Raw genomic sequence first — 23300 nt, forward strand, 5'->3', positions numbered from 1 at the left:
AGGATGGACCGGGCGGACCGGTTCGCCTTGCGCTAGGTCAAGGGCAGCGCGACCTTGGCGAACATGGCCGCGACGGCGAGCAGCATGCAGGTCGTGGCGATCCATCCGATCAGCCGGAGCGGCCCGCGCACCGCGAAGGCGCCCATGATGTCGGAGCGGGAAGCGGCCAGCATCATCACGGCCATGACCGGCACCGCGATGATTCCGTTGACCACCGCGCTCCAGTAGAGCGCCCGGATCGGGTCGACCGCGCCCAGGCTGATGACCGTGCCGATCAGCGTGGCGAGCGCCACCGTCGCGTAGAAGGCGCGTGCCTCAAGGATGCGCCGTCCGAAACCCACCGGCCAGCGCCGCGCCTCGCCCACCGCGTAAGCCGCGGAGCCCGCGAGCACCGGCACCGCCAGAAGCCCGGTGCCGATGATGCCGAGCGCGAAGACCGTCGCGGAGAACGGGCCGGCCAGGGGGCGAAGCGCCTCCGCGGCCTGAGCCGAGGTCTGGATGTCGGTGATGCCGCGCGGGTGCAGCACGGCGGCGGTGGTGACCATGATGGCGAGCGCCACGACGTTGGAGAAGGTCATGCCCACGACCGTGTCGACCCCGATGCGGCGGAGAGCGGCGCCTCCCTGCTCGGGCGCGTGCAAGAGGTCGCGCCGGCGCGGAAAGGCATTCAGGTCCTGGGCCTCCGCGGCCGCCTGCCAGAAGAACAGGTATGGGCTGATGGTCGTGCCGAACAGCGCCACCAACGTGGTCAGCCCTGGGCCGCTGATGTCGACGTGTGGCTGCACCAGGGCGACACCCAGGTCCCACCAGGACACCCGGGCGAGGATCACCACGCCGAGATAGGCGAACAGGCTGAGTGTCAGCCACTTCAGGACGGCGACGTAGCGTGCGTACCGCAGGACGAGCTGCATGTAGGCGCAGATGCCGGCGAAGAGCGCGACGTAGAGCCAGCGCGGTCCCGGCAGGAGCAGGTTGAGCGCGTCCGCCATGGCCCCGAGGTCGGCACCGAGGTTCAGGACGTTGGCGGTGAGCAGCAGGAGCACCACGGTCTGCAGCAGGCCGTTCGGGTAATGCTCGCGCAGCACGCCGGCGATGCCACGGCCGGTCGTGCGCCCGATCCGGGCGGAGACCATCTGCACCGCCGCCATCAGCGGCAGGGTGTAAAGCATGGTCCAGCACAGGCCGTAGCCGAGTTGCGCTCCGGCCTGACCGTAGGTGGCGATGCCGCTGGGATCGTCGTCGGAGGCGCCGGTGATCAGGCCCGGTCCGAGCACCCGCAGCAGGCACGACGTCGAGGGACCGACGGCCGGACCCGCCACCTCGGGGTCGTCGACGTCCTCGTCGATGGGGCGGACCGACGCGCTCATGCCGCCGCGTTCGGGCCGGCTCCCTCGCCCTGGACGGAGCGCGCAACCCTCAGGGCCGCATCCAGGTCGTTGCGGTCCGTCCCGTAGCGCCCCCAGAGGCCATCCAACCATTCCGGCCGCCCAGCCTCGGCGTCCGGGATCTCGGAGAACGGCACGTGGTACATGCCATCGAGCGCCTCGATGCCGTAGCCGGTGACGGCCCATTGCCGTCCCTGCCAGTGCACGGGTTCGGTAAGTCCATGGCTCATCCCTACCTCCTCAGGCTGCCTGCTCGTCGAGTTCGGCGACCTCGCAGGTGTCGGCCCGCATGCGCCAATCGACGATTCCCGCTGTCTGACAGAACAGCGCCTGGGCCGCGCAGGCGGCGGCAGCCGCCGAGTGCGCGGAGACGACGGCCTGCCGCTGCAGGGCACGGTGTTCGTGGCCGCTGTCGTCCGGTACGACTTTGCGGAAGGTGACGAGGTACTTGTGCATGGCGCGCCTCCGATCGCGATGGTGCGGAGACCCTGGGCGACGACCGGACCGGCGGCCTTGATCCAGCGCAACGCTCGGCGCGCAGTCAGACCCTTGGTGCCGGCGGGAAGAAGCGTTCCCGACTTGGTTCAGCCCTGACGACGTGGCCGGTCCGCGCGGTTCGATGCGTGTGTGCCTTGCCGTGCAAGGGCCAGTACCGCTCCATCGCCAAATAAGTGAACGAGGCCGACCACCCGATCAGGAGCAGACCGTTGAGCGCCTCGACTCCGGCGAGCAGCCGGGTGTGCGAGGTCGGGAAATGGTCGCCGAAGCCGAGCGAGGTGTAGGCCACAACCGAGAAGTACAGGCAGTCCTCGAAGGACGTCACCGGAGCGCCCGCGAAGGCGCCGACGCCCAGTCGGAGCACGAGCAGCCAGTAGGCGCCAGCGTAGATCCAGACCGCAACGGTGTGCCCGACGAAGGTCATCAGCACCACGGCGAGGATCCGGGCGCGCGGCGGCACCGGCAGCTCGGACAGGTGCTCCGAGGTTAGCCGCAGCGTCTCGTAGAGCACCAGGATCGTGGACACGACGAGGACGACGCTGACCGCGAGGGCGAGGAGCATGGCGCGGGACCGGGTGGATGCTGTCGGTGAGCCTGCACCAGGAGCCGAGAGCCTCATTGACCTGGCTCAAGGCCTCCGAAAGCCGCGCCGTGATCCAGATCAAGGCGGCTTGCCGCCGGATGACCTTCTCTTCCGGAGGTGCCCGCGGATGTGCCCGCGACGGGCGTCCCGACCCGGGAGGCGGCCATGGCCGACGTACAGGGAGCGGAGGAACTCTGGTCCACGGCCCTGCTGCCCGAGGGCGTCCTGGAGCGGTGGTTCGTGGCGGACGGGGCGCGGGTGCGGGCCGGCGAGACCGTAGCCGCCGTGCGCATCGGCGCAGCCCTGCACGACATCGCCTCGCCGGCCGGGGGCCGCCTGACGGTCCTGGCGCCCGTCGACGGATTGGTCGACCCCGGCCGCATCATCGCCGAGGTCAACGCCTGAAACCTTGGAGGCAGCCCATGTCCCACACGAACACGGCCACGCCGTCGCCGACTTGGCGGACGGAAGAGATCCTGGTTGGCATCCTGCAGCACGCGGCCGGCGTCGCGCTGCTTCTGGCGGCGTGGGTGCTGGTCTTCACCGACCATGCTCGCGCGGCCGGGTCCGCGCTCGTGCCGGGTTTGCTCATCATCACGCTCTACGGTGTCAACCAGATCCGCTTCCGGGCCGTGCTCGAACGGGCGGTCCTTCTCGTCGGGGCCTGGACGCTCGTCGCGCCCTGGGCGCTCGGGTTCGCGGCCAATGACGGAGCGACGTGGGCGCATGTTGCGCTCGGTAGCGTGGCCATCGCGACCGCCGTGGCCCTGCTGCGGATCGCGAGGCGGCCATGACGCTCCCGGCGCGCGTCGCCCGTGCGGCCGCCCCGGTCGCCCTTCTGGCGGCCTGTACCGCCAACTCGTCTGCCGGTGCCGCCGAGGACCACCGCATCCGGGGATGGACCATCGCCACGCAGCTCTGCAGTCCGTGTCACGTCATCGGCCGCGCTTCGCAGCCCGGCGAGTTCGTCGGGCCGGCGTTCCTCCGGGTCGCCGGCATGCCCTCGACGACCGGACCGGCGCTCAACGTCTTCCTGCAGAGCCACCATCGGCGGATGCCGAGCCTGCGGCTCGACCGGGACGAGCTGGACGCGGTCATCGACTACATCCTCAGCCTCAAGGAGGCAGAGGCCGTACAACGGTGAGGCCTGTTTCGGAGGGGCGGTGACGAATGAGGCGAAGGCTCAACCAACCGAAGCACGCCCCGCTCTCCAGGTCGCTCTCGACGGCCTCGTGGACGGACAGTCACCGCGCCTGACGAACGCGGAGTGCGATCGCCTCTTCGGCGTCAACGATGCCCTCGTCGGTCGGGTCGCCAACTGCGCGCGTGGCCACCAGGGCATCGTGCTCTGAGGCGCGACCGGCTGACCGTTCGCCGGCAGCCGCGAGCCTTTGGCGAACCCGATTCCGAGGCTCCCGAGATCCAGGTCGGAGGCGCGGCCGTGTTGCCCTATCCCGTGCGCTTGGCCGACATCGGTGGCACTGGCGCCCGCTTCTTCGTCCTGCCCGTGCCGCACGGGCGTCCGGGCGCGATCTGGACGGTGTCGACGACCGCCTTCCCCGGCCCGGTCGATGCCATCAAGGCCTATCTCGCCTGGCATGACGTGGATCGGCCGCGCTCGGCCTTCCTCGCGGTGGCGCGGCGCGTCGACGGCGGGATCGCGGCCGAGAGGCTGCTGTCCGGACCGGGGCTCGTCAGGCTTGCCCGGGCCATCGCGGCGGTCCGCGGCGCGGCTTCCCGCTGGGATCTACCCGCCGCGGTCCTCGACGAGACGAAGGCCGACCCACTCGCCAGAGAGGCGGACTACCAGTTCGCGCGCCTGCTGGGCCGGTTCGCGGGCGATCCCGCGCTTCGTGGTCACCCGCCCGGAGCCGGCCATCGGCGACCTCGCGGCGCTCCCGGCCGACGAGGACCGCTTCCTATTCCCCGGCCAGGACTGGCGGGCTTGAGGCAGGTCAAGGTCGCTCGACCCGGGCGCCCGCACAGTGACGGCCGGAGATTCGATCCCAGGAGACCACCATGTCCTATGCGAGCATCTTGGTCGCGGTCGACGACGGGCGTCACGCGCCGGCACGGGTGCGCCTTGCCGCGGAATTGGCACATCGCCTCAGCGCGCGCCTCGTCGGGGCCGCCGCCTGCGTCCCGGATTATCCCCGGGGCTACGGCGAGACCGCCGTGCCCATGGGTATGGTCATCGAGGAGATCCGCCAAGCGGCACTGGACCGGATCGCGGGTGTCGAACAGGTCTTCAGCCAGGGCTCCTGCCTGAACGACCGCGTCGAGTGGCGCTCGGACCTCGATCATCCCGTGCATTTCCTCGAGCAGCAGTCGCGGGCGGCCGACCTCGTCGTGGTCGGCCGCTACGCAGACGATGAGGGCGTGACGGTCGGCTTAGCCGTCGACGCCGGCGACGTCCTGATGGGGATAGGGAAGCCCGTTCTGGTCGTACCGGCTGGCGTCGAGCACCTGGAGGCCAGGCGCGTGCTCGTCGGCTGGAAGAACACTCCCCAGACGCGGCGGGCGGTGTCGGACGCCCTGCCGCTGCTCAGACGCGCCGAGGCGGTGCAGGTATTCCGCGTGTCGGACGGCGAGGACCGGGCTGAGGTCGAGGACGTGGCCCGATACCTGGCGTTGCACGACGTCAATGCGACGGCGCAACTGGCCAAGCCCTCGGGCTGGACCGTCGCGGACGACGTCCGGAAGGCGACGCGTGATTTCGACGCCGACCTGATCGTGACCGGCGCGTACGGCTACAGCCGGTTGCGCGAGTGGTTCTTCGGAGGGGTCACGCGTGACCTGCTGACGCAGGCGCCTGTCTGCTGCCTGCTGTCCCACTGACCGGAGGGTGTGGCGATGGCCGATCCGGGCAACCCTGGCAATCCTGCGCCGGACTTCCCGCCCCCGTCTCCCGTCCGCCCCCCGGAGCCGGGTCAGAACCCGCTGCCAGAGCCATTGGGCGTGCCGCCCTCGGAGCCGGAAGACGTGCCGCCGGCGAACGAGCCGCTCGGCATCCCGGGCGGGATGCCGCCGGAGATCGTACCCTGAACGCCCGCGCTCACGGGACGCTCGGCTGAATCCTCTGGTCCGTGAACGGCATGGTGGTCGGCGTTTGGATGCGGATGACTTACACGCCGCCGGCCGTGTGGCAGGCATTGCAGGCTGCCGTCAGCTCCGCGAAGGCGATCTGGGACCTCCGTTGCGTCCGTTCGCCGGGCCGCCTCTCGCATGCGAGCGAGGCCGCGGTCCGAGTCCATCACGAACTCGACCGGTATGTCCCTGTACAGCAACGCCCGACGGTCAGATCATCCGAGACGTGACGCAACTGTATGCGACCAACGCCCAGTCCTCCCCCCTGCTGCCAACCAGATCCTGGTAAGACAGGCCGAGATCACGCCAACATCCGGAGCAAAATGTTCTCGAGGCCTGGTTGGGCTCGATTCGGGGACGATGAGGATGGAGGTCGAGCGTACGGAGGCTGCTGACCCGTGGCATCGGTGCAGAGGACGACGCTATCGAGCAGATCGACGCTATCGGGCAGATTGGTAATGGCTCGATCCATAGCGGTAGGTCTCCGGCGGTCGGGCTGGGACCGGGCCAACGGCGTTCGCCGCATTCCGACGACCGAGGTGGAGATAGTTCGGGCGGAACAGTGAGGCGCGCTCCAGCGCGGGCAAGTCGAGGATGGTCAGCCAGCGGCCGCGCAGCGTGATCAGGTCCCGGTCGCGCAGCGCCCTGAGGCAGCGATTGACATGCACCTCCGTCAGGCCCAACGCGTCGGCGAGTTCCGACTGGCGCAGCGGCAACCCGTAACCGAGGTCCCGCGTCAGCCCGACGGCCCGAAGCCGGTGGAACAATTCGCAGAACAAGTGGCCGAGTCGCGCGATCCCTTCACGTCGGGCGATGTTGACCGTCCACTCGCGCTGCACGGAGACTGCGGCGAGCATCTCCCACCACAGCGCCCGGCCGACGATGGGGCGGCTGCCGACGAGGGCGTCCAGCCGGTCGCGGGCGATCTCTGCCAGGGTGACCGGGGTGATCGTTCCGATGGAATGGTCCATCTCGCAAAGCACGTTCACGTGGGTATCGCACAGGTCGCCGGGCAACAGGATGGCGGTGATCTGGCGGCGGCCGTCATCCAGTTGCCTGTATCGGCAGGCCCAGCCATCCAGGATCATCCGGACGGGCCCGTGCGCTTGGCCCTCGTGAGCGATATCCTCCCGCGCCCCGACCTGCCGCCGCTTGGCGGTCGCCCCGTGGAGGGCTAGGCGGTCGGCGTCCGACAAAGGCGTGAACCATTGCAGCTTCGCGATGACGAAGTTCGGCAGTACGGCCTTGAGATTCGAGGGCCTCGTCGCGCGGTGCGATTTTCCGGGCAGGGGAGTCGGCGCGCGCATTCGGCAGGACCCATGCTCGATCTGCGTTGGGGTGGCCCAATCTGATCTTGGCAACGTCCCGCAACATTGAGATGCATCAATCCTTCATTCGCAAAAGACTCCCGCATGCCATCCCGATGGAACCGATCAGGATCGGGACCTCCACGAGGCGCGGCCGGAGGCTTGCTGCGCGCGCACAGCACCGTTCGTTCCGGATGCCGCAGCCCAGCGTGCCACCACGGCTCGAACGCGCGCCCCGAGGCGGGAGGCAGTTCCAGCCGCGCGACCCGTGAGCGCGAAGTCCCGGGCCTGCCCGGGATCCGGCCCAGGCGATCACCGCTTCTCAATCCAGAGATCCTTCGCCATGGAGCGCGTGGCCCAGCACCCGTCCAATGGATCCGGACCGCCGCTGGATGTCTGCTGCGGAGCAGGCGTCATCGTCGTTGGAGCGGCTGTAATGGGCCACCGTATTCGAGGACCGGTGACGGCCCGAGGTGCGACGGAAGGGGAGACGATCCGCTCGCCCATCTCGGCATAACCCGCCGTCGGCGAGCATCAGCCTGTCGTCGTGCTGCTCGCCGTAGCGGATGCCAATGGCATCGCCGGCCTCGGAGGTGGTGCCGACGAGCCGGAACAGGGAAGCGGACGCCGTGCAGCACGCTATCATCCTGAGGGGCCAGGCCGAGGCGCAGGACCGGAACGTGCCTCTGGCCAGCATCCGGAGCCGCGCGCATCGCGGCGCGACGCCTGGCCCTGGCCCGGGGGGCCGGGATGGCTCGGCAAGGAAGGGGTCGGCGACGAGGCCGAGGATGACTGACCGCTCCGCAGGTTCGTCGCGGGCGCCAACGCCCCCGGACGGCGCTGCGCCGCCGCCTATGCTACCCCGGCCGTTCGCACCGCCTGAGTTTCCGCCAGCCCACTACTGCTCGACGGCGACGTGCCGGCTCCCAACCGGGGCCACGCCGCAAACAGCCCCCTGCTAGGAGCCGAGCCCGAGCCGGCGCCCTGGGCGAAGGCAGCGTGCATCACGGCAACGATAAGTCCATTCGCGAGGGCGATGGTCAGGCCGCAGGTTTTCACGGGCGGTTTCCCGTCATCGAGGGTGTAGATCAAGGGTCGTGCTTGGCCGACCCAGCCTTACGGGCACCGTTCCGCATCCGGCGCGTGCGGTCTCGCCGACACGAAATCGGGCCCCCGTAACCGCGTCTGTTATCCAGCGGATGTCGCGGAACGTCTGACCGGCGTGAGATGAAAATCAGTCTTTGTTCTGACTGGTGCCGGTGGAGAGGATCGAACTCCCGACCTTCGGTTTACAAAACCGCTGCACTACCGCTGTGCTACACCGGCGGGCGCTCTGAAACCATTGGAGACGCTCAGGGTTTCGGCGCGTCAGAAGCGCTTTTGACTACGTTTGGGGGCGCTTCGTCAAGGCACAAGATGCGGCATCCCCGTCCACGGCGGGCCGGTGCAGGACGTGGAGCGGGCGTGGCCGATCGAATCCGGCTCGTCGGGAGGCACGGCGGATCGGCCCATGGCCGGACGAGGCTCGTTGACCGCGCGCTGCTGAATCGGACCTCCAACCGCGGCTGCTCGCGCGCGAAGGAGGACCCGGCGCATCCAGCCGCCGGCCTGGCATCGGGTCGCCCGGCCGGGCCGGCGCGGCTGAGCGCGATCTTCGACAGGCTGAGCGATGATCCGTTCCAATACTCACAGGATGTATCTGCCTCATTCGTGCTGCGATCTTGCATCGAATTTCCGGCTTCGCGCGTTTGAACCATCGAAGGACCGATATTTCGGTGTGATAGTCGACAGAATGGAGGCGTCAATGCTCCGCGGTGGTTTGCTGTGGTTGTTGGGAATCCCGCTCCCGATCATCCTGTTGCTGTGGTTCTTCGGCGTCTTCCACTGAGCGCGCGCGGGCCGGCACCATGCCTTACACGGTCGAGATCACGACGCCGTCAGTTGAAGTGAACGGTGCGGAGCAGGCTGCGCGGATGTACCAGCTGCCCGACCCGTTCAGCACGCTGTCCGAGGCCCAGGAGGCGGCGATCGCCCACATTGCGGACCTCGGGCTCGATCCCAGCAAAGTCCTGTACACCGTGTTCGACCGTGAGGGATTCACGGTCGCGTCCAATGCCGATCAGCCGGCCGAGGCCGGGTGACACGCGGGTCGAAGGCGATCCACCCTCGGCCGCCCGATCGGCTCTCGCCGTCGCGCTGGCCGGATACGCATTCGCGCCACGTCGAACGGGGCGGCAGCATCGCCGTGGGCGGCCCTCGGGGACCGGCTTGATGGACGACGCGTCAGTCCGTTGCGGTGGCGATCAGCGAGAATGAGCCGGCGCGCAGGAATGTGCCCGCGATGAGCGACGCGATCGGAAGCAGGTTGGATGCCTCGGGCGCCGAACGGCGCCGCTCCGACAGACCGTCCACGGCTACGCTGGGTTGCTGGTGGGTCCGCGTGGAAGGGGCCGGCCAAGCGGGGGCTGACGACCGGCCGACCTGGTCGCCAGCCCGATCCCATCTTACTCAGCGGCGGCCAGCCCCCCGCGACGCGGCCTTAACGATCCATTTACCATGGGCTCACAAGCATCGGCCTGCAACCGGAGCGCAGTGACCCGCCATGCTTGACGTCGTCTTCTGGTGGTGCGCGATCGTGGCCCTTGTCGGATCTGCCGCATTGGTCGGCATCACGCTCTTGGTCGGGCGCGCACCCAGATCGCACCCGACCGGGCCCAAGCTTCCGAGGCAAGAGCAGCTGATGATGCGGCACTTCGGTCGAGCCTGAGCAGATCTGCCTCGGCAGGCCGACGCTTCGTCCGTGAAAATCTGCGGTTGGCCGCAGGTTGTCGTTGTGGAACCGAGGGCCGCCGTCGCGAGACCGGCTCAGCCCGCGGGGATCTTCAACCGTCGCCGTCGCCGGCCTCGTCGCCCGCCTCCTGCAGCCAATCAGGCAAGCCGGGGATCACCTCGCCGGCCACCTCGCCAGCGCTCTCGAGGGCGCGCCCGGCCTTCGCCTCGGGATGCTCGGCCCGAACCTCGGCGAACAACTTGCGCGCCAGCCGATCGATCTCCTCGTCCGACAGGGACTGGTTTTCCGGGTCCGGCATGAGACGCCTCCTCGAAGTGCAGGGCCGTCCGCTGTGGTCCGCGCCGCTCACGCATCGGGGAGCGCCGGATCCCACGGGCGGTCGGGCCGATCGCGCCGCGGCCCGCGCGCATGATGACGGGAGAGGCTTAGCCAGCCGTGACACGCGCGCGCCGGCGGTTGTGCCGGAATAGGGCGCCGCGTCTCCGGACGAGCGGAACGGATGGGCATGCCGCGGACGCCGAGGTGACTCTCGCGACGGCCAGTTCACTGGCCGCCCCAGCCGGGGCTCCGCGCCGGATCCGCGGCCCGTCCGGCGCTCCGCGGGCCGTGCGCGGCGAGCGGGTCTCGGTCGTGCCCTTCGATTGTGCCCTTCGAGCGGCTCGCGAAGATCCGCCGCTGAAACCGGGGCTGGCGTCATCGTGTGTGGCAGGCTGCGGGAGGATCGGTATCGACTTCGCGCTTCGGAGGTGTATCGATCCGGCAGCCTTGAGCGCCTGAGGACAGCTTTCATGGACATGGCATCCCGGAAGCGAAGCGCGGTGCGTGCAGCCGTGCTGCTCGTCGCCGTGCTGGGCGGGAGCGCCCAGGCCAAGGTCACGCGGCTCGAGATCGCGTCCCGGCAGGCCTATGGCTCGTTCAAGGCCGGGGATTACCTGCGCCTCGACGGGCGTATCGCCGGGGAACTTCCGCCCGACGAAGCCGGCATCCCCGATCTCGACAAGGCGACGCGCAACGCGGCTGGCCGGGTCGCCTACAGTGCGCGCATCATCCTGTTCATCCCCACCAACCCCGCCGCGGGCAACGGCGCGCTGCTGGTCGACGTGCCCAACCGCGGCAAGGCCTACGCGAACGCCCTCTACAACAGCCCGCGCACCCATCCCGCGCAGTCCGGCAATCTCGATGCCGGCACCGGCTTCCTGGAGGATCGCGGCTACGCCGTCGCCGAGGTGTACTGGGAACTCGGCCGCGGAGCGGACCTGCCCGCCTTCGCCGACGCCGACGGAAAGCGGCGCTTCGTCGAGGGCGTCGGCTTCGCCATCGTGCGTGACGCGGCCGACTTCCTGGCGCACGCCGCGTCCGACACGGCCGGGACGCCGAACCCGCTGGCCGGGACGATCAGCCGGACGCTGGCCACCGGCAAATCGCAGGATGGCCGGTTCCTCAAGACGTTCCTGCTCCACGGCTTCAACCTGGCGGAGGGGCGGCGCGTCTTCGACGGCATGCACGTCTTCGTCTCCGGCGCCGGCCTGCTGCCGATTCTGCAATCGGGCACCGGGCCGGACTCGAGCGCCGACAGGACGCCGAACTTCGCCGATCCGGACTTCCCGGGCGTCAATGACGGGCCGCTCACGATCGGTGAGATCGCCGCCGCCGTGGAGTCCCGCGGCGAGGTTCCGCCGAAGATGATGCTGCTCAATTCCACGGTCGATTACGCGTCGCTGCGCGCCTCCCTGGGCCGGACCGGCGCGCACGGCACCGCCGACCTGCCGCTGCCGCCGAGCGTGCGGATGTACGATGTCGCCGGTGCATCGCACGTCACCGTCGTGAAGGCCCCCGCCTGCGAGCGGCCGCCGGGGCGACTCGACTGGGCGCCGGTCGCCCGCGCCACGCTGCAGCGGCTCGACGGATGGGTGGCGCACAACGAGGCGCCCCCCGCCACGCGGCTGATGCCGCTCCAGCCTGCGAAGGACGACCCGGCCGTGCTCCAGGCGCCGCGGACCCTGCCGGAGGCCGTCGTGCAGGTGCCGCAGCGCGACGCGGACGGGAATCCCCTGGGCGGCGTGCGCCTGCCCGACATCGCGGTGCCGCTGGGCGCGCATGGCGGTCAGAACGCGCCCCTGACGACCTTCACGTGCTCGCTGGTCGGAGCCTATCAGCCGTTCGCGCGGGTTCGGGCACCGGGGGAGGGCGGGCCTGCGTCCCTGGCCGAGCGGTACACGGATCAGCAGGACTACGTGAACAAGGTCCGCGTCGCGGCGCGCGCGGCGGAGGCGGACGGCTTTCTGCTGCCGGAGGACGCTGCCGTCATCGTCAACGCGGCGGCCGAAAGCTCCGTTGTCGAACAAAAGGCGCAGGCCGACCCGCCTCGCTGAGCCACGCGCTCCGGACGGCGGACGGGTGATCCGAGCCCCGGCGAGGCCGGACCGGCCTGCGGGCGGCCCCGCTCAGGACCGGTGGTGAAGCGGCCTCGGTCGTCCATGGTGGGCGGGCACGGGCGGACGGGCGCGAGCGGACGTCCCGGACGCCGAAGAGCCCGACCTTGGGCGCGGCCCGGCACAGCCGCAGATTCCGAGGACCCACGGCCAGCGACGATCGCGGGAGCCGCCGTTGACGGCCGCTAAATCCCGACCGCGGCAGAACTTTCGCCGAAAGCGCAGAACGTCGACTTGTCACCAGGAAAGCCTGGTGGAGCTGAGGGGATTCGAACCCCTGACCTCCGCAGTGCGATTGCGGCGCTCTCCCATCTGAGCTACAGCCCCGTCGAGGCGCCGGCCTTGTAGGCGCGGGCGGCTCAGCCTGTCAATTCCTGTTTCACCGTCGCCCGCCGCGCGCCGCTCCGGCGCTGGGGCGCGAGCGCCCCGAGGATAGCGCGCGAACCCGCATGAACGCCCTGATCTGGCTCTTCGACACGGTCGTCCAGCTCTTCATCTACGTCCTCATCGCCAGCGCGGTCCTCAGCTGGCTCGTGGCCTTCAACGTGGTGAACGTGCGCAATCCGATCGTCGCGCAGATCGGCGAGGTGCTCTACCGGCTCACCGAGCCGGTGCTGCGGCCGATCCGCAACCTGCTGCCGAATCTCGGCGGCGTCGACATCTCGCCGATCATCCTGATCCTGCTGCTGCTGTTCATCAGCCGCCTGCTGCACGAGTACGCCGTGCCCGCCACCTACGTTTACGCGCAGTAGGATCGCCCGCCCGTGAAGACAAATCCCGGCCGCTTCTTCGAGGATTTCCGCCTCGGCGAGACCATCCGCCACGCCACACCGCGCACCGTGACGGTCGGCGACGTGGCGCTCTACACGGGGCTCTACGGGCCGCGCTTCGCCGTGCAGTCCTCGGACGCCTTCGCGCGCGCCTTCGGCTACCCGAAGAGCCCGCTGGACGACCTGCTCACCTTCCACATGGTGTTCGGCAAGACCGTGCCGGACGTCTCCCTCAACGCGCTCGCCAATCTCGGCTACGCCGAGGGCGGGTTCCGGCGGCCGGTCTATCCGGGCGAGACCCTCTCGACCGTCTCGGAGGTGATCGGCCTCAAGGAGAGCTCGAACCGCCAGACCGGAATCGTCTACGTCCGCTCGGTCGGCTCCGACGAACGCGGTGAGACCGTGCTGAGCTACTGCCGCTGGGTGCTGGTGCGCAAGCGCGACCCCGAGGCCGTGATCGCCGAGGAGCACGTGCCGAGCCTCGCCAAGGTGGTCGACCCGCAGGATCTCGCGGGCGCCCTGCCGAAGCTCTCGGCGGCCGCCTACGACACGGATCTGGCCGGCAGCCCGCACCGCTTCGCCGACTACGCGGCGGGTGAGAAGATCGACCACGTCGACGGCATGACCGTCGAGGAGGCCGAGCACCAGATCGCCACGCGCCTGTTCCAGAACACCGCCAAGGTGCATTTCGACGGGCTGGCCGCCAAGGACACCCGGTTCGGCCGGCGGCTGATCTACGGCGGCCACGTCATCTCGCTCGCCCGGGCGCTGAGCTTCAACGGGCTCGCCAACGTGTTCGCGATCGCCGGCATCAATGCCGGCCGCCACGTGGCGCCGCTCTTTGCCGGCGACACGGTCTATGCCTGGAGCGAGGTGCTCGCCACCGCCGATGTCGGCCGCGACGATGTGGGGCTCCTGCGCCTGCGCACGGTCGCCACCAAGAATCAGCCCTGCGGCGCCTTCCCGGACCGCGCGGGCGACGGCTACGATTCGGCGGTGATCCTCGACCTCGACTACTGGGCCTTCGTGCCGAAGTAGCGCGGACCCGCACGGCGCGGCGCCCGGATCCGAAGCCCATGGCGGCGACCAGGAGCGCGAGGGCGGCCGCCCTAGCGGTGCGGCGGGCCGGGCCGGAGGATGCGGCCGCGATCGCCGCGATCCACGTTGCCGCCTGGCACGAGACCTATACCGGCCTCCTTCCCGACGAGATGATCTCCACGCTCACCGTCGAGGTGCGGCAGGCGTGGTGGGCGCAGCTTCTGAGCAGTCCGCCGGCGACGCGCGGCGGCGCGGCCTACGTGGCCGGATTCGGCGGGAAGTCCGTCGGCTTCGGCACGTGCAACGCCCAGCGCTCCGAGGTGCTGGCGGCGGCGGGCTTCGACGGCGAGATCAGCAGCCTCTACGTGCTGCGCGCCTTCCAGGGGCGCGGGGTCGGCCAGGCCCTGCTGGCGCGGATGGCGACGCGTCTGCAGAGGGCTGAGTACCGCGCCGCCGGCCTCTGGGTGCTGCGCGAGAGCGAGGTCGCCCGGCGCTTCTACGAGCGCTGCGGTGGCCTCTCGCTCGACGGGGAAGTGGGACTGCGCGTCCAGGGCCGGTTCACGGAGGTCGCCTATGGCTGGCGCGATCTCGCGACGCTGGCGGCCCTCGCGCCGGATCCAGGTTCCCGGCCTCCGGCGCGCGGCACCCGGCGGGCGCGCGCAGGCGATTGACCGACAGCCCGGTGCCTCAGCGGATACCGCCCCCCACCACGCCGGCCTCCACCCCCAGCGAGAGACGGTCCGTGACGGCCCACTCGACGCCGACCCCCGCCACAGGCCGCACCGCGATGTCCTGGCGGGTGAACGGCAGCGTCGACGGCGTCGGCCCGACGCGCAGGGTCTCGTGGAGGGCCACGCCGCCGCCCTTGGCGTAGACCAGCACGTCCGGCGTCAGCAGCGTCCCGACCTTCACCTCCAGGGCGCCGGCGAAGTCGCGGGCATAGGCCAGGCGCCCGAAGCCCGGCGTCAGGTTGCCGTCGAGGCCGGCCAGATAGTCGAACCCGCCGCTGATGCCGTAGAGGATCGGGCCCTCCTGCCACATCCGGCCGCCCTCGAAGCCGAGCGTGGGGCCCGCGTAGCTGCCGAAACGGCGGGAGGTGGTCACGGCATACCCGGTCGACAGCCGCGCGTAGGAGCCGGTCCAGCGGCCATACGCGTCCCCGGCCGGCTCGGGCCACGCGAAGGCGGGCAGCGGCGCGAACCCGATCCCCGGCCATAGCAGGCCCTGGGCCGCGGCCGGGCAGGCCTGAAGCAGGCCGATGCCGAGGCCGAGACCGGCGGCACGGCGGCGGAACGGACGCGAAGCGGCACGGCGACTCATGCGGCCATGCTAGCCGAAGGCATCGGGCCGAAACAGGGCAGAGGGGGCGAGCCCGCCGCATCCCGGCCGGGACGCGCCAGAGCACAGGGACCGCCGCCGGTTCGCAATCGGCGTGGGCCGCCGCGGACGGCCGGAGGTGCGGCGCCCTCGTCCCGGCGGGTGCCGGAGCGCGGGTCTTCGTCACGACGGCGGGGACCTCGCGAACCCCGCCGGTCTCGCTATCGCCGACGATCAGTCGCGCACGACCACCTTGGTGCCGACCCGGGCGCGGTCGTAGAGGTCGACCACGTCCTTGTTGGTCATGCGGATGCAGCCGGAGGACACCGCCGCGCCCATCGTCTCGGGCTCGTTCGAGCCGTGGATGCGGTAGAGCGAGGAGCCGAGATAGAGGGCGCGCGCGCCCAGCGGGTTATCCTGGCCGCCGGCCATGTAGCGCGGCAGGTCGGGGCGGCGGGCCAGCATCTGCTGCGGCGGGCGCCAATCCGGCCATTCCTTCTTCATGGTGACGGTCTTGGTGCCGGACCACGAGAAGCCCTGCCGGCCGACTCCGACGCCGTAGCGGACCGCCGCACCCCCGCCGAGCACGTAGTAGAGCCGTCGCTGGCGGGTGGAGACCACGATGGTGCCGGGCCTCTCCTTGCCGGTCCAGGCCACCGTCTCCCGCGGGATCGCCTGGCTGCGGAAGATGTTGAGGAAGTCGGCGATCGGGCCCCTGTCCAGCGGGTTGGCCGCCGCGGGGGCGCTCCCGAGCAGCAGCCCCGCGAGCCCGAGCATCGCGATCCGTCTCGACATGGTCTTCGTCCTCCATCGGTCGTGGCGCAGACCTTCGCTGAGGCTGCGCGCTCGTCCGGGCGACCCGGCCCGGACTTCGCGGCGAGGTTGAGGCCGGCCCGCGGGGGAGGACACTTCCGCGGGTAGCTGTGTGCTGTACGCAACACTCGCCGGGTGGCGCGACGCTGTGGGTGATTGCGCCCGGCGACGGCCATGCTTATCTCGGGATCGTGATCCGATCCGCCGCCCTCCTGGTCCGCCGCGTCGCGGGCCCGCCGGACCGCCTCGTCCGGGGCCTCGCCGTGCTGGCGCTGCTCGTCCTCGCGACGGCCGCGATGGTCACCGCCCCTGCGCGCGCCGAATCCGCGCGGGCCGAAGGACCGGCCTGCGCCATCGCGGGCCCGCGCCTGGCGATGCTGTCGGGTGCGCCGGATGCGCAGCCCGAGGCCGAGCGCTCCGCCTTCGGCCGCACCGATCTCTGCGCCGCCGATTGCGAGATCCTCACCGAACTGGGCCTGCCGCGCCCGCCTGTCGACGCGCCGCGGCCCCGTCACACCGCCGCCGCATCGTTCGATCACAGGTCCGACACCGTGCCGGCCTCCGCGCCGGACGGGACGTTGCACCGGCCTCCACGGCTGGCCTGACGCGCGTCCGGGCCTGGCGGCCGGCGGGGGCGCACCTGTCCCGATCTCCGCGCGGCCGGCCCCTTGACCGGCCCCGAGATCCGACTCGACGATGCGCGGGCCCCTGCTCCGCGCCAGCCTTCAGACGCATGTTCCCAGGAGCGTCGGTAACCGTGACCCGCACTCTGTCCGCCCAAACCCTGTCCTCGTTCCGCGCGACGACCCGCGCGACCGTTCTCCTGCCCGCTGCCCTGCTCCTGCTCGGGCTCGCAGCCTGCAACCCGAAGCAGGCCGCCGCGCCGACCCCGCCCGTCCCGGAGGTGGGCTTCGTGAAGGTGGAGCCCCAGGCGATCCCGTACCTGCGCGACCTCCCGGGCCGCGTCGCCCCGATGCGCATCGCCGAGGTCCGCTCCCGGGTCTCCGGGCTCGTGGTGAAGCGGCTGTTCGAGCAGGGCAGCATGGTCAAGGAGGGGGACATCCTCTACAAGATCGACCCGGCGCCCTACGAGGTCGAGCTCGCCAGCGCGGAGGCGGCCCTCGCCCGCCAGGAAGCGGCCCTCGTGCTCGCCCGCCAGCAGGCCGACCGGCTGGAGCAGCTGCTCACCCGCGCCACCGCCAGCCAGGCCCAGTACGACGCCGCCTTCGCGGCCAAGAAGCAGGCGGAGGCCGAGGTGGCCGGCGCCAAGGCGACCCGCGACCGGGCGCAGCTCAACCTCGGCTGGACCGACGTGCGCGCGCCGATCACCGGCCGCATCGGCCGGGCGCTGCTCACCGAGGGCACCCTGATCGAGCCCGGCTCCACGGGGGCCCTCGCCACGATCCAGCAGCTCGACCCGATCTACGTCGACATCACCCAGTCGGTGGGCGAGCTGAACCGCCTGCGTCGGGACCTCGCCAGCGGCGAGCTGGCGCGGCTCGAAGACAACACCGCCAACGTCCACCTGATCATGGACGACGGTTCCCTCTACCCGCTGGCGGGCCGGCTGCTGTTCTCGGACGTCACCGCCGACCCGAGCACCGGGCAGGTGACCCTGCGGGTGCAGTTCCCCAACCCGCACGACGAGCTCTTCCCCGGCATGTACGTCCGGGCGCGGATCAAGCAGGGCATCGACTCCGACGCCATCGCGGTGCCGCAGCAGGCGATCCAGCGCACCGACGACGGCCGCGCCGAGGTCTGGATCGTGCGCGCCGACGAGACCGTGATGCGCCAGCCCGTCGAGGTCGGGCCCGTGGTCGGGCAGAACTGGCTGATCCGCTCGGGGCTGAAGGCCGGCGAGCGCGTCGTGATCGACGGTTTCCAGAAGATCACCGTGGGCGCCAAGGTGAAGCCCCTCGACCAGACCCCGGTCCACGGCGAGACCGGCCCGAAGCACGATGCGGACGAGGCCCCCGACGCTGCGAGCGAGCAAAATCCCGGCGATAAGGCGGAGGCCGCCCCGCGGGCCGCCGCCGTCCAGCCGCGCCGCTGAGCCCGGGAGAGCCCGATCATGGCACGCTTCTTCATCGACCGCCCGGTCTTCGCCTGGGTGGTGGCCCTGTTCATCTGCCTGGGCGGCGCCCTCGCCATCCCGAACCTGCCGGTGGCGCAGTACCCGGTAATCGCGCCCCCCTCCATCGCACTGTCGACAGCCTATCCCGGCGCCTCGGTGGAGAGCCTCTACATCGGCACCACCCGGCTCATCGAGGATGAGCTCAACGGCGCGGCCAACATCATGAGCTTCGAGTCGACCACCGACTCGTTCGGCTCGGTCAACATCACCGCCACCTTCCAGCCGGGCACCGACCCGTCGCTCGCCTCGGTCGAGGTGCAGAACCGGCTGAAGCGCGTGGAAGCGCGCCTGCCGGCTGAGGTGCGCCAGCAGGGCATCCTGGTGGAGGAGGCCTCGGCCGCGACCCTCAACATCATCACGCTCGTCTCCAAGGACGGGTCGATGGACGAGGTCGGCCTCGGCGACTTCCTGATCCGCAACGTCATCAACGAGATCCGCCGCATCCCCGGCGTCGGCCGCGCGACGCTCTACTCGACGGAGCGGTCGCTGCGCGTCTGGGTCGATCCCGACAAGCTGCGCGGCCTCTCGCTCAGCGCCTCGGACGTCACCGACGCGATCCGCAACCAGAACGTCCAGGTCGCGTCCGGCTCGGTCGGCGCGCAGCCGAGCCCGACCCGGCAGTCGCTCACCGTGCCGATCATCGTGAAGGGGCAGCTCGGTACGATCGAGGATTTCGGCGCCGTCGTGCTGCGGGCGAATCCGGATGGCTCGAACGTGCGCCTGCGCGACGTCGCCCGGATCGAGCTCGGCGGCGACGCCTACCAGTTCTCCACGCGCCTCAACGGCGGCCCCGCCGCCGGCATCTCGGTGACGCTCGCCCCCGACGGCAACGCGCTCGAGACTGCCAAGGCGATCCGCGCCAAGATGGTGGAGCTGTCCCAGTTCTTCCCGCCGGACCTGAAGTGGGACATCCCGTACGACATCACCCCGGCGGTGGAGGCCTCCATCGAGAAGGTGCTGCACACGCTGGTCGAGGCGGTGGTGCTGGTCTTCCTCGTGATGTTCCTGTTCCTGCAGAACATCCGCTACACCCTGATCCCCACCATCGTGGTGCCGATCGCCCTCATGGGCACGGTCACGGTGATGTGGATCTCGGGCTTCTCGGTGAACGTGCTCACCATGTTCGGCATGGTGCTGGCCATCGGCATCCTGGTCGACGACGCCATCGTGGTGGTGGAGAACGTCGAGCGGATCATGAACGAGGAGGGGCTGCCGCCGAAGGAGGCCACCAAGAAGGCCATGGGGCAGATCACCGGCGCGATCATCGGCATCACCCTGGTGCTGATCGCCGTGTTCATCCCGATGGCGTTCTTCCCCGGCTCGGTGGGCATCATCTACCGGCAGTTCTCGATCGCGATGGTGACTTCCATCGCGTTCTCGGCGCTGCTCGCCCTGTCGCTGACGCCGGCGCTCTGCGCGACCTTCCTGAAGCCGATCGAGAAGGGCCACGGCCACGCCAAGGGCGGCGTGTTCGGGATGTTCAACCGTATCGTCGATCGCGAGACCGCCCGCTACGGCCGCGGCACCGCAGCGTTCATCCGGAAGTCCGGCCGGGTGATGCTGGTCTACGTCGCGCTGGTGGCGGGCACGGCCTACGCCTTCGTCAACCTGCCGGAGGGCTTCCTGCCGGTCGAGGACCAGGGCTTCTTCACGGTCGACATCCAGACGCCCCCGGGTGCCTCCTACAACCGCACCCAGGAGGCGGTGCGCAAGGTCGAGGAGCACCTGCTGGCGCAGCCCGGCGTCGCCACCGTGACGATGCTCAACGGCTTCTCGTTCTCGGGGCAGGCCCCGAGCACCAGCCAGGCCTTCGTCACGCTTAAGCCCTGGTCGGAGCGCGACGCCAAGAACTCGGCCGCCGCCCTCGTCGCCGGCACCAACGCGGCGCTGGCCAGCTACCGCGACGCCACCGTCGATGCCCAGGAGCCGCCGCCGGTGGACAACCTCGGCAATGCGGCGGGCTTCTCGTTCCGCCTGCAGGACCGGGCCAACCGCGGCTACGCGGCGCTGCTGTCGGCCCAGGAGCAGCTCCTGAAGCTGGCCTCGCAGAGCCCGATCCTCCAGAAGGTGAAGATCGAGGGCCTGCCGCCGACGCCGCAGGCGGAGCTGGTCATCGACCGCGAGAAGGCGGCGGCGCTCGGCGTGAAGTTCGAGGACATCAACGCCACGATCCAGCTCAACCTGGGCTCGGTTTACCCGAACGACTTCCCCAACCGGGGCAAGATGCAGCGCGTCTACGTGCAGGCCGAGCAGCTCCAGCGCATGAACGCCTCGGACATCCTCAACTACGCGGTGAAGAACGCCACCAACACGATGGTGCCGATGTCGTCCTTCGCGGAGCTGAAATGGAGCATGGGGCCGAGCCAGATCGTCGGCTTCAACGGCTACCAGTCGGTGCGCTTCACCGGCGAGCCGAACCCCGGCTACACGTCGGGCGACGCCATCGCCGAGATGGAGCGGCTGATGCTGCAGCTGCCGAAGGGCTTCGGCTACGCCTGGACGGGTCAGTCCTACCAGGAGAAGCAGGCGGGCAGCCAGGCGAGCCTGCTGCTGGCCCTCTCGGTGCTGATCGTGTTCCTGTGCCTCGCCGCGCTCTACGAGAGCTGGGCGATCCCGGTCTCGGTGATGCTGGTGATCCCGCTGGGTGTCATCGGCGCGGTGGCGGCCGTGTACCTGCGCGGCATGCCCAACGACGTGTACTTCAAGATCGGGCTGATCACGATCATCGGCCTCTCGGCCAAGAACGCGATCCTGATCGTGGAGTTCGCCAAGGATCTCTGGAAGCCCGGCACCTCCGTGGTGCGGGCCGCGGTCGAGGCGGCCACCCTTCGGTTCCGGCCGATCGTGATGACGTCGCTCGCATTCATCTTCGGCGTGGTGCCGCTGGCCATCGCCACCGGCGCCGCCTCGAAGAGCCAGCAGGCGATCGGCACCGGCGTGATGGGCGGCATGATCACCGCGACCGTGCTGGCGGTGTTCTTCGTGCCGGTCTTCTTCGTCGTGGTCATGCGCCTGTTCCGGCGCAAGGCGGTGACCGAGGGCGAGCGGGCGGAGGCACAGACGCGGCACGAGCCGGCGCGGGTCGCGGCGGAGTGAGGCGGCGATCGCCGGTACGCGGTGTGCCCAGACTAAAACGTTAAGAAGTATAGCACTTTCCCCTCCCCCTTGTGGGGAGGGGTCAGGGGTGGAAGTGGTGCCGGATCGCGCGTGACGGTGCCTCCTGAACCACCCCCACCTCCAACTCCTCCGCACAAGGGGGAGGAGAGCGCGTCCCCGCTAGCGGTGTCGGAATGTCGTAGCCCGCAGAGGGGGCGGGGTGCGCGTGTCGCGCCGCGTCAATTCCGCGATGCGTCAACCATGATCGGGCGGGGAAAACGCACTTTGAAAGTCGACCAATGTCACTCGCCCGCGACAGGCACGGTCCTCGTCTTGTATACAGATGGTCCGATGCTTGCTGACGCCGCGGTGGACACCGCCGGGGTAGCTGGCCGGTGGCGCATTCACGGTCTCGGAGATCCGCTTGTCCCGTTCAGCCCTGAAGACCCTCGCCCGCGGCGTCTCCGCGGTCGCGGTCGCGACGTTCGGGTTCGCCGCGCTGCCCGCGCAGGCCGCCAACGTCTTCCGCTTCGCCTTCCAGGGTGACCTGAAATCCCTCGACCCGTACTCCCTCAAGGAGAGCTTCACCGAGGGGATGCAGCAGGCGGCCTACGAGTCGCTCGTCACCCTCGACAAGAACCTGAAATTTGCGCCGGCCCTCGCGGAATCCTGGGAGACGCCCGAGCCGACCCGCTGGCGCTTCCACCTGCGCAAGAACGTCAAGTTCCACGACGGCACGCCGTTCACCGCCGACGACGTGCTCTTCTCCGCCCAGCGCGTCCGGGCCCCGGGCTCGAACTTCACCACCAACGTCCCGGCCGACGCCGAGTTCGTGAAGGTCGACGACTACACCGTCGACATGGTGCTGAAGAAGCCGAACCCCATCGCCATCGCCCAGTTCCCCACCTGGGTGATCATGTCGAAGGCGTGGTCCGAGAAGAACGGCGTCGTCCAGCCGACGCCCCCCAGCGCCACCAGCCCGAGCTACGCCACGCTGCACGAGAACGGCACCGGCCCGTTCGTGATCGCCGAGCACCAGCCCGGCGTGAAGACGGTGTTCAAGAAGTTCGACGGCTACTGGGGCAAGGTCGAGTCGAACCTCGACGAGGCCATCCTCACCACCATCGCCAACCCGGCGACCCGCGTCGCCGCGCTGCTCTCCGGCGAGGTCGACTGGATCGACCCCGTGCCGCTGCAGGACCAGCAGCGGGTCAATGCCAGCGGCACCGCCACCGTGATGGCGGGGCCTGAGCTGCGCACGATCTTCCTCGGCATGGACCAGGACCGGGACGAGCTGAAGGATTCCAGCGTCAAGGGCAAGAACCCGTTCAAGGACATCAAGGTGCGCGAGGCCTTCTACCTCGCCATCGACGAGGACACGATCGCCAAGCGCGTCATGCGCGGGCAGGCGGTGCCCTCCGCGCTGATGATCGCCCCGGCCCTTTACGACCGCGGCGCCGAGTTCAAGCGCCCGGCCACCGACCTCAAGAAGGCCAAGGAGCTGATGGCCCAGGCGGGCTACCCGGACGGGTTCTCGCTGACCATGGATTGCCCGAACGACCGCTACGTCAACGACGAGGCGATCTGCCAGGCGGTGGTCTCGATGCTGGCCCGCATCAACGTCAAGGTGAACCTGAACGCCCAGCCGAAGGCCAAGTACTTCGCCAAGGTGCTGGCGCCGGCCTACGACACCTCGTTCTACCTGCTGGGCTGGACCCCGTCCTCGCTGGACAGCCACAACATCCTCTACGAGATCGTCGGCTGCCGGAAGCCCGGCGACAAGTCGGGCCGGGGCAGCTGGAACCTCGCGGGCTACTGCGACCCGAAGATCGACGAGATCGCCGACAAGGTCGAATCCGAGACCGACAAGACCAAGCGCGACGCGCTGATCAAGGAGGGGTTCGACGTCCTCAACACCGACTGGGGCTACATCCCGCTGCACCAGCAGGCTCTGGCCTGGGGCGTCTCCAAGAAGGTCCACCTGACGCAGCGCGCCGACAACCTGCTGCTGCTCTACTGGGTGTCGAAAGACCCGCAGTAGGGTCGGAG

At 69.9% G+C, this 23300-nt stretch carries 24 protein-coding genes, 2 tRNA genes and 1 pseudogene; 15 read left to right on the top strand and 12 right to left on the bottom strand.

What is annotated here, in order from left to right:
- Positions 1 to 32: 32 nt before the first annotated feature.
- The 4 genes from ACLBX9_RS07515 to ACLBX9_RS07530 all read right to left on the bottom strand — a co-directional run bounded on the left by ACLBX9_RS07515 (position 33) and on the right by ACLBX9_RS07530 (position 2445).
- Positions 33 to 1367, bottom strand: coding sequence for an NRAMP family divalent metal transporter (locus ACLBX9_RS07515; protein WP_447718484.1), 1335 nt, complete (start codon positions 1365 to 1367; stop codon positions 33 to 35).
- Positions 1364 to 1615 carry a hypothetical protein gene (locus ACLBX9_RS07520; protein ID WP_447718485.1) on the bottom strand — a complete coding sequence of 84 codons (252 nt, stop codon included), beginning with the start codon at positions 1613 to 1615 and terminating at the stop codon, positions 1364 to 1366. The genes ACLBX9_RS07515 and ACLBX9_RS07520 overlap by 4 nt, the downstream gene beginning before the upstream one ends.
- Before the next feature lie 10 nt (positions 1616 to 1625).
- Entirely contained in the window at positions 1626 to 1841 is a 216-nt protein-coding gene (locus ACLBX9_RS07525) for a hypothetical protein (RefSeq protein ID WP_010684824.1), read from the bottom strand.
- Between the two features lie 85 nt (positions 1842 to 1926).
- A complete protein-coding gene (locus ACLBX9_RS07530) occupies positions 1927 to 2445 on the bottom strand; it encodes a potassium channel family protein (protein ID WP_447718486.1) in 519 nt (172 codons plus the stop codon).
- A gap of 186 nt (positions 2446 to 2631) precedes the next feature.
- Between ACLBX9_RS07530 and ACLBX9_RS07535 the strand changes: the two genes are divergently transcribed.
- The 6 genes and pseudogenes from ACLBX9_RS07535 (at position 2632) to ACLBX9_RS07560 (ending at position 5304) form a co-directional block, all read left to right on the top strand.
- Entirely contained in the window at positions 2632 to 2871 is a 240-nt protein-coding gene (locus ACLBX9_RS07535) for a biotin/lipoyl-containing protein (protein ID WP_447718487.1), read from the top strand.
- 17 nt (positions 2872 to 2888) lie between these two features.
- Positions 2889 to 3260 (top strand): SPW repeat protein, encoded by a 372-nt coding sequence (locus tag ACLBX9_RS07540; RefSeq protein WP_010684827.1) that lies wholly within the window; start codon positions 2889 to 2891, stop codon positions 3258 to 3260.
- Positions 3257 to 3610, top strand: a complete 354-nt coding sequence (locus tag ACLBX9_RS07545; RefSeq protein ID WP_447718488.1) for a c-type cytochrome — start codon at positions 3257 to 3259, stop codon at positions 3608 to 3610. Before ACLBX9_RS07540 ends, ACLBX9_RS07545 begins: the two co-directional genes overlap by 4 nt.
- A 19-nt stretch (positions 3611 to 3629) precedes the next feature.
- Positions 3630 to 3818: a hypothetical protein gene (locus ACLBX9_RS07550; protein ID WP_447718489.1), complete on the top strand. Its 189-nt coding sequence runs from the start codon at positions 3630 to 3632 to the stop codon at positions 3816 to 3818.
- Positions 3819 to 3973: 155 nt separating this feature from the next.
- Positions 3974 to 4261: pseudogene (locus ACLBX9_RS07555) on the top strand (glucokinase); the annotation flags it as partial.
- A gap of 224 nt (positions 4262 to 4485) precedes the next feature.
- Positions 4486 to 5304 (top strand): universal stress protein, encoded by an 819-nt coding sequence (locus ACLBX9_RS07560; RefSeq protein ID WP_010684830.1) that lies wholly within the window; start codon positions 4486 to 4488, stop codon positions 5302 to 5304.
- A gap of 92 nt (positions 5305 to 5396) precedes the next feature.
- Here the strand turns inward: ACLBX9_RS07560 and ACLBX9_RS07565 are convergent, their stop codons facing one another.
- The 3 genes from ACLBX9_RS07565 to ACLBX9_RS07575 form a co-directional block, all read right to left on the bottom strand.
- Positions 5397 to 5525 carry a hypothetical protein gene (locus ACLBX9_RS07565; protein ID WP_447718490.1) on the bottom strand — a complete coding sequence of 43 codons (129 nt, stop codon included), beginning with the start codon at positions 5523 to 5525 and terminating at the stop codon, positions 5397 to 5399.
- Positions 5526 to 5993: 468 nt separating this feature from the next.
- A complete protein-coding gene (locus ACLBX9_RS07570; RefSeq protein ID WP_447718604.1) occupies positions 5994 to 6749 on the bottom strand; it encodes a Crp/Fnr family transcriptional regulator in 756 nt (251 codons plus the stop codon).
- A 1362-nt stretch (positions 6750 to 8111) separates the two neighbouring features.
- Positions 8112 to 8186 (bottom strand) — tRNA-Thr (locus tag ACLBX9_RS07575).
- A 581-nt stretch (positions 8187 to 8767) separates the two neighbouring features.
- On the opposite strand from ACLBX9_RS07575, the gene ACLBX9_RS07580 reads away from it, so the two are divergent.
- Complete coding sequence (locus ACLBX9_RS07580; protein WP_010684835.1) at positions 8768 to 9001, top strand: hypothetical protein; 234 nt, start codon at positions 8768 to 8770, stop codon at positions 8999 to 9001.
- Between the two features lie 142 nt (positions 9002 to 9143).
- Here ACLBX9_RS07580 and ACLBX9_RS07585 read toward each other — a convergent pair whose 3' ends face one another.
- Both ACLBX9_RS07585 and ACLBX9_RS07590 read right to left on the bottom strand, forming a co-directional pair.
- The gene (locus ACLBX9_RS07585; RefSeq protein WP_447718491.1) at positions 9144 to 9272 is read right to left on the bottom strand and encodes a hypothetical protein; all 129 of its coding nucleotides are present in this window, start codon (positions 9270 to 9272) and stop codon (positions 9144 to 9146) included.
- Between the two features lie 470 nt (positions 9273 to 9742).
- Positions 9743 to 9949 carry a hypothetical protein gene (locus ACLBX9_RS07590; protein ID WP_010684836.1) on the bottom strand — a complete coding sequence of 69 codons (207 nt, stop codon included), beginning with the start codon at positions 9947 to 9949 and terminating at the stop codon, positions 9743 to 9745.
- A gap of 520 nt (positions 9950 to 10469) precedes the next feature.
- On the opposite strand from ACLBX9_RS07590, the gene ACLBX9_RS07595 reads away from it, so the two are divergent.
- Positions 10470 to 12023, top strand: coding sequence for an alpha/beta hydrolase domain-containing protein (locus ACLBX9_RS07595; RefSeq protein WP_447718492.1), 1554 nt, complete (start codon positions 10470 to 10472; stop codon positions 12021 to 12023).
- 311 nt (positions 12024 to 12334) lie between these two features.
- Here ACLBX9_RS07595 and ACLBX9_RS07600 read toward each other — a convergent pair.
- Positions 12335 to 12410: transfer RNA gene (locus ACLBX9_RS07600), tRNA-Ala, on the bottom strand.
- A gap of 122 nt (positions 12411 to 12532) precedes the next feature.
- Here ACLBX9_RS07600 and ACLBX9_RS07605 point away from each other — a divergent pair.
- Genes ACLBX9_RS07605 through ACLBX9_RS07615 form a run of 3 tightly spaced genes read left to right on the top strand, consistent with a single transcriptional unit; the run spans position 12533 to position 14562 of the window.
- A complete protein-coding gene (locus ACLBX9_RS07605) occupies positions 12533 to 12835 on the top strand; it encodes a YggT family protein (protein WP_010684838.1) in 303 nt (100 codons plus the stop codon).
- A gap of 12 nt (positions 12836 to 12847) precedes the next feature.
- On the top strand, positions 12848 to 13891 hold the full coding sequence (locus ACLBX9_RS07610) for a MaoC family dehydratase (RefSeq protein ID WP_447718493.1): 1044 nt from the start codon (positions 12848 to 12850) through the stop codon (positions 13889 to 13891).
- A 38-nt stretch (positions 13892 to 13929) separates the two neighbouring features.
- Entirely contained in the window at positions 13930 to 14562 is a 633-nt protein-coding gene (locus ACLBX9_RS07615) for an N-acetyltransferase family protein (RefSeq protein ID WP_447718494.1), read from the top strand.
- Between the two features lie 16 nt (positions 14563 to 14578).
- Here ACLBX9_RS07615 and ACLBX9_RS07620 read toward each other — a convergent pair whose 3' ends face one another.
- Together ACLBX9_RS07620 and ACLBX9_RS07625 are read right to left on the bottom strand one after the other, a co-directional pair.
- Positions 14579 to 15211: an outer membrane protein gene (locus ACLBX9_RS07620; RefSeq protein WP_447718495.1), complete on the bottom strand. Its 633-nt coding sequence runs from the start codon at positions 15209 to 15211 to the stop codon at positions 14579 to 14581.
- Between the two features lie 231 nt (positions 15212 to 15442).
- Positions 15443 to 16003, bottom strand: a complete 561-nt coding sequence (locus ACLBX9_RS07625; RefSeq protein WP_010684842.1) for a L,D-transpeptidase — start codon at positions 16001 to 16003, stop codon at positions 15443 to 15445.
- 170 nt (positions 16004 to 16173) lie between these two features.
- Here ACLBX9_RS07625 and ACLBX9_RS07630 point away from each other — a divergent pair, with 170 nt between their 5' ends.
- The 4 genes from ACLBX9_RS07630 to ACLBX9_RS07645 all read left to right on the top strand — a co-directional run bounded on the left by ACLBX9_RS07630 (position 16174) and on the right by ACLBX9_RS07645 (position 23292).
- Positions 16174 to 16626, top strand: a complete 453-nt coding sequence (locus ACLBX9_RS07630) for a hypothetical protein (protein ID WP_447718496.1) — start codon at positions 16174 to 16176, stop codon at positions 16624 to 16626.
- 152 nt (positions 16627 to 16778) lie between these two features.
- Positions 16779 to 18074, top strand: coding sequence for an efflux RND transporter periplasmic adaptor subunit (locus ACLBX9_RS07635; RefSeq protein WP_447718497.1), 1296 nt, complete (start codon positions 16779 to 16781; stop codon positions 18072 to 18074).
- 18 nt (positions 18075 to 18092) lie between these two features.
- The gene (locus tag ACLBX9_RS07640) at positions 18093 to 21251 is read left to right on the top strand and encodes a multidrug efflux RND transporter permease subunit (protein WP_010684845.1); all 3159 of its coding nucleotides are present in this window, start codon (positions 18093 to 18095) and stop codon (positions 21249 to 21251) included.
- Positions 21252 to 21675: 424 nt separating this feature from the next.
- Entirely contained in the window at positions 21676 to 23292 is a 1617-nt protein-coding gene (locus ACLBX9_RS07645; RefSeq protein WP_447718498.1) for an ABC transporter substrate-binding protein, read from the top strand.
- Positions 23293 to 23300: the final 8 nt, after the last annotated feature.

This window comes from Methylobacterium sp. A49B (genome assembly GCF_053346215.1).